The following is an 8,087-nucleotide window of genomic DNA, read 5'->3' as shown; positions in this document are numbered from 1 at the left end:
GTCTCGATACTGGATACGATAAACCGGCTTAGCTGCATAACCTGAACCGCCGTATACGGAACCGTACGTACGGTGGTGTGAGAGGACGGCGGCTGTGAAGCCGTCTCCTACTCGATTCCGCGGCATCGCTGGTCGATTTTTTTGCGCTGTCGGGATAAGCCCGTAGCCCATGGGAGCGCCGGCCAGCGCGGCGCTTTCTATGATCGAGACATGCCCTGAATCCGGCGCCTCGCCGCCGGACTCCGATGCCGCCTGGGAGCGATCACTCATGAAAGACACGCAGCACCAAGTCACCCTGAACTTCGCCGACGGCGTCAGCCGTAGCTTCAGCGTCGCCGCCGACACCAGCATCCTCGATGCGGCGCTGGCTGCCGACGTACCGCTGCTCTATCAGTGCCGCTCCGGCAGCTGCTCGAGCTGCATCGCCCAGCTCGCCGAAGGCGAGGCCAACACCCGTCCCGGCGCCAGCTCGACCCTGTTGGCCAGTGAGTACGCCGCCGGCCAGCGTCTGCTGTGCCTGTGCCAGGCGCAGTCGGACTGCACCTTCGAGCTCGGTTACGGCAGCGAGGTCGGCTCCAGCCAGGCCCGTGAAGCGCACGCCTTCGTGGATTCGGTCGAGCGCATCGCCAGCAACGTGATGCGTCTGACCCTGGAACTGGCCGACGGCGACTGGCTGGAGTTCCGCCCCGGCCAGTTCATGCAGATCGAAGTGCCCGACTACGGTGTGCTGCGCAGCTACTCGCCGTCGAGCACCGCGGTCGACCTGCCCAAGCTGCAGTTCCTGATCCGCCTGCTGCCGGGCGGGGCCATGTCCAGCTACCTGGAAGAGCAGGCCGCCAGCGACGAGGTGCTGACCCTGAGCGGTCCTTACGGGGCCTTCTTCCTGCGCGAGGAAAAGCGCCGTGCGCCGCATATCTTCGTCGCCGGTGGCACCGGCCTGGCGCCGATCCTGTCGATGATCGATGCCCTGCGCCAGGGCAGCGGGCGCAAGCCGCCGATGCTGCTCAGCTTCGGTTGTGCGGTGCCGGATGCGCTGTTCTGCCTCGACGACATCGAACTGCGCCAGCAATGGCTGCCGAGCCTGGAGGCGCGCATCTGCGTCGACCGCGAGCCGCGTGCCGGCCTGCACCACGGCAGCCCGGTCAGCGCGCTGCGCGAGGGCGATGTCAGCGCCGACACGGTCGCCTACCTGTGCGGCCCGCAACCGATGATCGACGCCGCCACCGCGCGGCTGATCGAGCTGGGTGCCGACCCCGCGAACATCTTCGCCGAACAGTTTGTGGCCAGTCATTAAGGAGCCGCCATGCACGCCACCACCCCCGTCGCCTTCTCCGCCGAGCAGATGAAATGGTACGAACAGGCCTGCGCCCGGATCGACCCGGAACGTCTGCAGCAGCTGCTGTACGCCATCACCGACATCCATAGCCCGACCGGCGCCGCCCGCGCCGCCAGCGAGCACATGGTCAAGCACCTCGACAGCATTGGCATGCGCGCCCGCTACCAGCCGATGAGCTTCACCAGCGGCAACGTCCTGGCCGAAGTGCGCGGCAGCGGTGGTGGCGCCAGTGTGCTGCTGTATGCGCCGATCGACACCCACCTGGAGCTGGACGAGGCGGAAAAGATCCTCACCGGCGAGGCCGACGAGGCAGACATGCAGCGCTCGGCGCAGCTGGTCGACGACTGGGTGTTCGGCCTCGGCGCCTCCAACCCCAAGGCGATGGTCGCCACCCTGACCGAGGTGGCCACCGCGCTGATCGAGGCCGAAGTGCCGCTGATCGGCGACCTGCTGGTCGGCATGGCCGACGGCGGCATGCCGGTGGACGTCTCCGCCCGCGGTCACGCGGGGATGTCCAACGGTGTGACGCACCTGCTCAACCGCGGCGGTTCGCCGGATTTCGCCATCGTCATGAAGCCGTGGAACTGGGTCTACCACGAGGAGCCGGGCATGGGCTGGTTCAAGCTGCGGGTGCACGGCACCCTCGGCTATGCCGGCGTACCGCGCGGCACCCCCGGTTTCCGCAGCTCGGTGGTGCCGGCGGCGACGGTGATCCAGGAGCTCGAGCAGTGGATCATCGCCTACGCCGAGCGCAACGCCTCCGGGCAGGTCAAGCCGCATGGCTGGATCGCCGGGGTACGCGGCGGCGACCCGGAACGACCGGCCTTTCCCTCGGCGGTCACCGAGATCTTCTTCGACGTGCGCATCAGCCCGCGCACCAGCCCGGCTGGGGTCAAGGCGCAGTTCGCCGCCTTCGTCCGCGAGCTGCAGGCACGGCGCCCCGAGCTGGTCCTCGACTGGGAGATGTACGGCTCGGTCGCCGGCGGCAGTACCGACCCGCAGAACTGGATCATCCAGTCCTGCCGACGTGGCTGGGAGCACATCGAACACCGCGATCACGGCGAGGCCGAGCTGCTCGGCGGCCAGACCGACGGCGCCGCGTTGCGCCGCCTGGGCATCCCCACCGCACGGATCGGCTGGCCGTGGCCGGCGCAGGGCGCGCCGCTGCCGGTGGCCGAGGGTCTGGGCGGGATGGGCGCGACCTACATTCCCGACCTGCTGCCGTGCGCGAAGAAGATCATGTACGCGCTGATCGACACCCTGACCCGCCCGCGCCACGAGCTGGGCCTCCAGCCCGGAGAGACGTCATGAGCAAGCGTATCAAGATGATCTTCCCGGTGCCGATGAGCGAGGCGACCCGCCCGTTGGTGGAGTCGCAGCTGCCGCCGGGGCTGGTCCGCCCGGACATCGAGGTCAGCTTCGTCGGTGCCGGCCGGGTGCTGAGCCTGGCGGACAGTTACTACGACATGGCGATCATGGAGCAGGCGGTGATCGAGGCCGGGATCAAGGCAGAGGAGGAGGGCTTCGATGCGGTGTGCATCAACACCGTCAGCGACTCCGGGCTAGCCGCGCTGCGTTCGCGGCTGAGCATCCCGGTGCTGGCGCCGGGGCAGGGGGCCTTCCACTTAGCCAGCATGCTCGGCCACAAGTTCAGCATCCTGACCATGTGGCCGCGCTGGTTCCCGCTGTACCGCAAGACCCTCAAGGAGTACGGCCTGGAGTCGCGCCTGGCGTCGATCCGCTCGATCGACGTGCGTCCCGACAGCGAGGCGCTGCTGCAGGGCAAGGAGGAGGTGGTGTTCGGCAGATTGCTCGAAGAAGCGCAACGGGCCATCGCCGAGGACGGGGCCGACGTGATCGTGCTCGGCTCCACCACCATGCACCAGTCGCATGCCTTCCTCGCCGAGCACCTGCCGGTGCCGGTGCTCAACCCCGGGGTGGTCGCCTACAAGCTCTGCGAGCTGTTTCTCGATCTGGGCCTCGCCCACAGCAAGTTCGCCTACCCGAGCCCCGAGACGCTCAAGGACGCGTCCTTCGCCTTCGACTCAACCTGTTCCGTCGGGAGTCACCCATGAAACTGCCCCTGTTCGCGCAGGCCGCCTGCGCCACCGACCTGACCATCGCCGAGGCCATGAGCGCGTTCCTCGCGGGCCGCCTGAGCAGCCGCCTGCTGGTACAGGCCTGTCTTGAACGCGCCGAGGCCGGACGCGAGCTGAACGCCTTCGTCACCCTCGACGCCGCGGGCGCCATGGCCGCCGCCGATGCCGCCGACGCCGCGCGTCGCGCCGGGGAGCCGCTCGGTCCGCTGAGTGGCATCCCCATCGTGGTCAAGGACAACATTCACGCCGCCGGCCTGCCGGCGACCGCCGGCACCCCGGCGCTGGCCGACTTTGTGCCGGCCGCGGACGCCCCGACCCTGCGCAAGCTGCGCGAGGCCGGCGCCATCGTGCTGGGCAAGACCCACATGCACGAGCTGGCCTTCGGTGGCACCGGCTACAACCCGGCGTTCAACAGCGGCGAGCTGACCGGCGTGCGCAACCCCTACGACGCCTCGCGCATCGCCGGCGGCTCGTCGTCCGGCAGCGCGGTGGCGCTAGGCGGGCGCATGGCCCTGGCGGCGCTGGGCACCGATACCGGCGGCTCGATGCGCATCCCCTGCGCGCTGAACGGCTGCGCCTCGCTGCGCCCCAGCCACGGCCGCTATTCGGACCGCGGGGTGATCCCCATCGCGCCCAGCCGCGACACCGTCGGCCCGATGGCCCTGTGCATGGCCGACGTCGCCCTGCTCGATGGCCTGATCAGTGGCGAGTGCGCGCTGCCGCCGGTGACCCTGGCCGGCCTGCGCCTGGGCATCGCGCCGGGCTTCTGGAGCAACCTGGACGCCGACACCCGCGCGGTCGCCGAGGCGGCGCTGGACAAGCTGCGCGTGGCCGGGGTGACCCTGGTGGACGTCGCCGAGGCGCGCCTGCAGGAACTCACCCGGCCGATCGGCCTGCTGGTGGTGATCCACGAGGCCCGCGCGGCGATGGAGGCCTGGCTGCGCGAGCAGGGCCCGGGGATCGGCATCGACGAACTGGCCCGCGGCATCGTCAGCCCGGATGTGCGGGCGATCTACGAGCAGCTGGTGCTGCCGAACAAGGTGCCGAGCGCCGACGGTCTGGTCGACTCGGCGCCGCTGTACGCGGCGGCTATGGCCGACGGGCGTCCGGCACTGCAGGCGCACTATGCCGAGCTGTTCGAGCGCCACGTGCTGGATGCCTTCGTCTTCCCGACCACGTCGGTGGTAGCGCCGCTGGCCGGTCCCGAAGTCAACGAGCCAGCCTGCTTCGAGCGGCTGATCCAGAACACCGAACCGTCCGCCAGCGCCGGCCTGCCGGGCATCCAGCTGCCGGCCGGCCTTGGCGCCGCCAGCGGCCTGCCGGTCGGCCTGGAGCTGGACGGCCCGCAGGGCAGCGACCGCCGCCTGCTGGCCATCGGCGTCGCCCTGGAAGCGGTACTGGGGCGTATCCCCCGTGCTTGAGGTTGTTGAGCGCGGGGCTGTCCCGCGCGCCATGAGGATTACTGCATGAATATGGATTACCAGTTGGAAGGTCGGGTGGTCATCGTCACCGGTGGCGGCAGCGGCATGGGTCGCGATGCCAGTCTGGCGCTGGCCCGTGCCGGCGCCCGCGTGGTGATCGGCAACCGCAATGAGCAGGCCGGCCTGGCGGTGATCGAGGAGATCGTTGCGGCCGGCGGCCAGGCGGCGTTCCGCGCCACCGACGTGTCGAATCCCTCCGACTGCGAGGCGCTGGTCGCACTGGCCATGCATGCCTTTGGCCGCCTGGACGGCGCCTTTAACAACGCCGGCCTGCAGCGCGCCTTCAACGACGTGCACGAGACGCCGGACGAGGACTTCTCCGAGGTCATCGACATCAACCTCAAGGGCGTCCTGTACATGATGAAGTACGAGATTGCCGCCATGCTGCAGAGCGGCGGCGGGGCTATCGTCAACAACGCCTCGATCTTCGGCCTCAAGGCCATGCCGCACACCGCCTACTACGTGGCCGCCAAGCACGGCATCGTCGGCGCCACCCGCGCCGCCGCGCTGGACTATGCGACCCGCGGCATCCGCATCAACGCCGTCTGCCCCGGGCCGATCAAGACGCCGAGCTTCGACCGGGTGACCGGTGGCGACGACCACCTGTACGACGACGGCGTACCGATGCGGCGCATCGGCCGTCCCGAGGAGGTCAGCGCCGCTCTGCTGTGGCTGCTCTCGGAGCAGGCCTCCTACGTCACCGGCACCAGCATCTCGGTGGATGGCGGGATGTCCGCCGAATAGTTGCCGGCTGCCGTGCGCCCGGCGCGCGGCGCGCGGCGCGCGGCGGCCATGTAGAGGAGAACAACGAATGATCAAGGCATTGAGCTACGTGGTGGTGCAGACCCCGCATTTGCCGGAGTGGCTGCGGATGGCCGCTGAGCACATCGGCATGCAGGTCGAGAGCGTGCAGCCGGGCGAGTGCGCTCGGCTGCGTGTGGACGAGAAGGTGCAGCGCTTCGTGCTGCAGGCCGTCGACGGCGAGTCCTCGATGGTCATGGGTCTGGAGGCCCGCGATGCGGCCGCCTTCGAGCAGGCACGCCAGGCGCTGCAGGCCGCCGGCTACGAAGTGCTGCCGGGCAGCGGCGAGGAAATCGCCCTGCGTGGCGTCGCCGACCTGTTCCACTTCAACGATCCGGATGGCTGCCGCGTCGAGGTCGCCCACGGCCTGCAGGACGCCGCCACGCCCTTCGTGCCCGGCCGCCCGCTGGGCGGCTTCCGCACCGGCGACATGGGGCTCGGCCACGTCGCCTTCATCACCCCCAATTTCGAGGCAATGTGCCGCCTCTACAAGGAGGTGCTGCAGTTCAAGGTCAGCGACTACACCAGCGCGCCGTTCCGGGTCGAGTTCCTCCACGTCAACCCGCGCCACCACACCCTGGGCATCGCCTACACCGGCGGGCCGCGCAAGCTCTATCACCTGATGCTCGAGTACAACGACTTCGACGACCTCGGCCGTGCCCACGACATGGCGCTGGAGAATCCCGACTCCATCGGCGTCACCCTCGGCCGCCACATCAACGACCACGTGACCTCGTTCTACCTGAAGAACCCCGACGGCTGGATGCTCGAGCTGGGCTGGGCGGCGCGCACCATCGGCCCCGACTGGCAGGTCGAGGAACTCTCCGGGATGAGCCTGTGGGGCCACGACCGCACCTGGCTGCCGGCCGACAAGCGCGAGCACGCCCGGCAGATTCTCAAGGACCTCTCCCGCCGCGGCCTGCGCGCCCCGGTGGTGACCAACTCGCAAACCGCACAGGTGAAGCAATGACTACAGGCAATTCTGCGGCCTCCCCGGAGGTGGCCAACACCCTCCAGGTCGGCGACTGCACGATCAACTATCACGACCGCGGCGAGGGTGAAGCCGTCCTGCTGATCCACGGATCGGGACCCGGCGTCACCGCCTGGGCCAACTGGCGCGGGGTGATCCCGGCGCTCTCCGAAAAGACCCGGGTGATCGCCCCGGACATGCTCGGCTTCGGCTATACCCGCTGTCCGATGGAGCGCCCGCTCGATCCGGACGCCTGGGTGGCGCAGCTGGTTGGCCTGCTCGACGCGCTGGACATCGAGACCGTCTCGATGGTCGGCAACTCCTTTGGCGGCGCCATCTCCCTGGCCTTCGCCCTGCGCCATCCCGAGCGGGTGCACCGACTGGTGCTGATGGGCTCGGCGGGCCTGTCCTTCCCGCTCACCGAGGGCCTCGACAAGGTCTGGGGCTACCAGCCGTCGCTGGCGGCGATGCGCGAGCTGATGCAGGTGTTCGCCTTCGACCACAGCATCATCACCGACGACCTGGTGCGCATGCGCTACGAGGCGAGCATCCGCGACGACGTGCAGACCCGCTTCGCCCGGTTGTTCCCGGCACCACGTCAGCAGGGTATCGAGCTGCTCGCGGTGGACGAGACGGCGCTGCGCCAGTTGTCGCAGCCGACCCTGATCATCCACGGCCGCGATGACCAGGTGATTCCCCTGGAGGTCTCCGAACGCCTACTGCGGCTGATTCCACATGCACAGCTACATGTGTTCGGCGAGTGTGGCCATTGGGTACAAATCGAGCAGGCCGCGGCCTTCACCCGCCTGCTCAGCGATTTTCTGGGCAATAACGAGAACGAGGTAGCGGCATGAACCAAGACAGCATACGTGGACGCTGGAACATCTTGTCCTGGGAGCAGGTATACGACGACGGCCGGGTGCTCCACCCGATGGGTACCGAACTGGAAGGCTTCATCGAATACAGTAGCTACGGCATGTTCTGCGTGATAGCCAAGAAAGGCCGCCCACCTTTCAGCAGCGGCGGCCAATGGTCGGCCAGCGATGCCGAGAAGGCCGGCGCCTATGGCAGCTACCTGACCTATGCGGGCGACTACGAGGTACAGGGCAACGTCATCCAGCACCACGTGCGCCACAGCCTGTTTCCCAACTGGGTGGGCGGTTCGCAGCAGCGAGTAGCGATCCTGGAGGGCGACGTTGTGGCCCTGACTGCACGCCTCGAAGAAGGCACCTCGGAGGCGCGTACCGCCAGGCTGGTTTGGCAGCGAGCCATGCCCAGCTGACGTGGCGACGGCGCTATCCGCGCTCGCTACAGTGTGGGCTGAAGTGGCGGAGCGTCGTGCTGCGCACGGATGCCATATAAAACAAAGACCCCAGGTGTAAGCGCCTGGGGTCTTTGTT

General features: G+C 68.6%; 9 protein-coding genes. 8 read left to right on the top strand and 1 reads right to left on the bottom strand.

Annotated elements, in window-relative coordinates; translation table 11 throughout:
• Positions 1-270, bottom strand: a 270-nt coding sequence (locus G9C89_RS25060) for a hypothetical protein (protein ID WP_218575968.1), incomplete at its 3' end; no start/stop codon positions are given.
• Between G9C89_RS25060 and G9C89_RS23675 the strand changes: the two genes are divergently transcribed.
• The 8 genes from G9C89_RS23675 (at position 269) to G9C89_RS23640 (ending at position 7,969) form a co-directional block, all read left to right on the top strand.
• Complete coding sequence (locus tag G9C89_RS23675) at positions 269-1,294, top strand: ring-hydroxylating dioxygenase ferredoxin reductase family protein (protein ID WP_172152926.1); 1,026 nt, start codon at positions 269-271, stop codon at positions 1,292-1,294. The genes G9C89_RS25060 and G9C89_RS23675 overlap by 2 nt on opposite strands.
• Positions 1,295-1,303: 9 nt before the next feature.
• Complete coding sequence (locus G9C89_RS23670; protein ID WP_172152924.1) at positions 1,304-2,647, top strand: acetylornithine deacetylase; 1,344 nt, start codon at positions 1,304-1,306, stop codon at positions 2,645-2,647.
• Entirely contained in the window at positions 2,644-3,411 is a 768-nt protein-coding gene (locus tag G9C89_RS23665; protein ID WP_172152922.1) for an aspartate/glutamate racemase family protein, read from the top strand. Before G9C89_RS23670 ends, G9C89_RS23665 begins: the two co-directional genes overlap by 4 nt.
• Positions 3,408-4,856: an indoleacetamide hydrolase gene (iaaH, locus tag G9C89_RS23660; RefSeq protein WP_172152920.1), complete on the top strand. Its 1,449-nt coding sequence runs from the start codon at positions 3,408-3,410 to the stop codon at positions 4,854-4,856. Before G9C89_RS23665 ends, iaaH begins: the two co-directional genes overlap by 4 nt.
• Before the next feature lie 45 nt (positions 4,857-4,901).
• Positions 4,902-5,660: an SDR family NAD(P)-dependent oxidoreductase gene (locus tag G9C89_RS23655; RefSeq protein ID WP_172152918.1), complete on the top strand. Its 759-nt coding sequence runs from the start codon at positions 4,902-4,904 to the stop codon at positions 5,658-5,660.
• 67 nt (positions 5,661-5,727) lie between these two features.
• Entirely contained in the window at positions 5,728-6,687 is a 960-nt protein-coding gene (locus G9C89_RS23650; protein WP_172152916.1) for a VOC family protein, read from the top strand.
• Positions 6,684-7,541 (top strand): alpha/beta fold hydrolase, encoded by an 858-nt coding sequence (locus G9C89_RS23645; protein WP_172152914.1) that lies wholly within the window; start codon positions 6,684-6,686, stop codon positions 7,539-7,541. Before G9C89_RS23650 ends, G9C89_RS23645 begins: the two co-directional genes overlap by 4 nt.
• Positions 7,538-7,969 carry a lipocalin-like domain-containing protein gene (locus tag G9C89_RS23640; RefSeq protein ID WP_172152912.1) on the top strand — a complete coding sequence of 144 codons (432 nt, stop codon included), beginning with the start codon at positions 7,538-7,540 and terminating at the stop codon, positions 7,967-7,969. Before G9C89_RS23645 ends, G9C89_RS23640 begins: the two co-directional genes overlap by 4 nt.
• Positions 7,970-8,087 lie beyond the last annotated feature (118 nt).

This window comes from Pseudomonas tumuqii (assembly GCF_013184545.1).
Taxonomy (GTDB): Bacteria; Pseudomonadota; Gammaproteobacteria; order Pseudomonadales; family Pseudomonadaceae; genus Aquipseudomonas; species Aquipseudomonas tumuqii.
Note: the sequence above shows the minus strand (reverse complement) of the source record. Positions and strands in the feature narration are given on the sequence as shown.

Bases quoted from the DNA above. Each gene is read 5' to 3' on its own strand.
- G9C89_RS23675 (WP_172152926.1), top strand. From the start codon at position 269: ATGAAAGACACGCAGCACCAAGTCACCCTGAACTTCGCCGACGGCGTC.
- G9C89_RS23670 (WP_172152924.1), top strand. From the start codon at position 1,304: ATGCACGCCACCACCCCCGTCGCCTTCTCCGCCGAGCAGATGAAATGG.
- G9C89_RS23665 (WP_172152922.1), top strand. From the start codon at position 2,644: ATGAGCAAGCGTATCAAGATGATCTTCCCGGTGCCGATGAGCGAGGCG.
- iaaH (WP_172152920.1), top strand. From the start codon at position 3,408: ATGAAACTGCCCCTGTTCGCGCAGGCCGCCTGCGCCACCGACCTGACC.
- G9C89_RS23655 (WP_172152918.1), top strand. From the start codon at position 4,902: ATGAATATGGATTACCAGTTGGAAGGTCGGGTGGTCATCGTCACCGGT.
- G9C89_RS23650 (WP_172152916.1), top strand. From the start codon at position 5,728: ATGATCAAGGCATTGAGCTACGTGGTGGTGCAGACCCCGCATTTGCCG.
- G9C89_RS23645 (WP_172152914.1), top strand. From the start codon at position 6,684: ATGACTACAGGCAATTCTGCGGCCTCCCCGGAGGTGGCCAACACCCTC.
- G9C89_RS23640 (WP_172152912.1), top strand. From the start codon at position 7,538: ATGAACCAAGACAGCATACGTGGACGCTGGAACATCTTGTCCTGGGAG.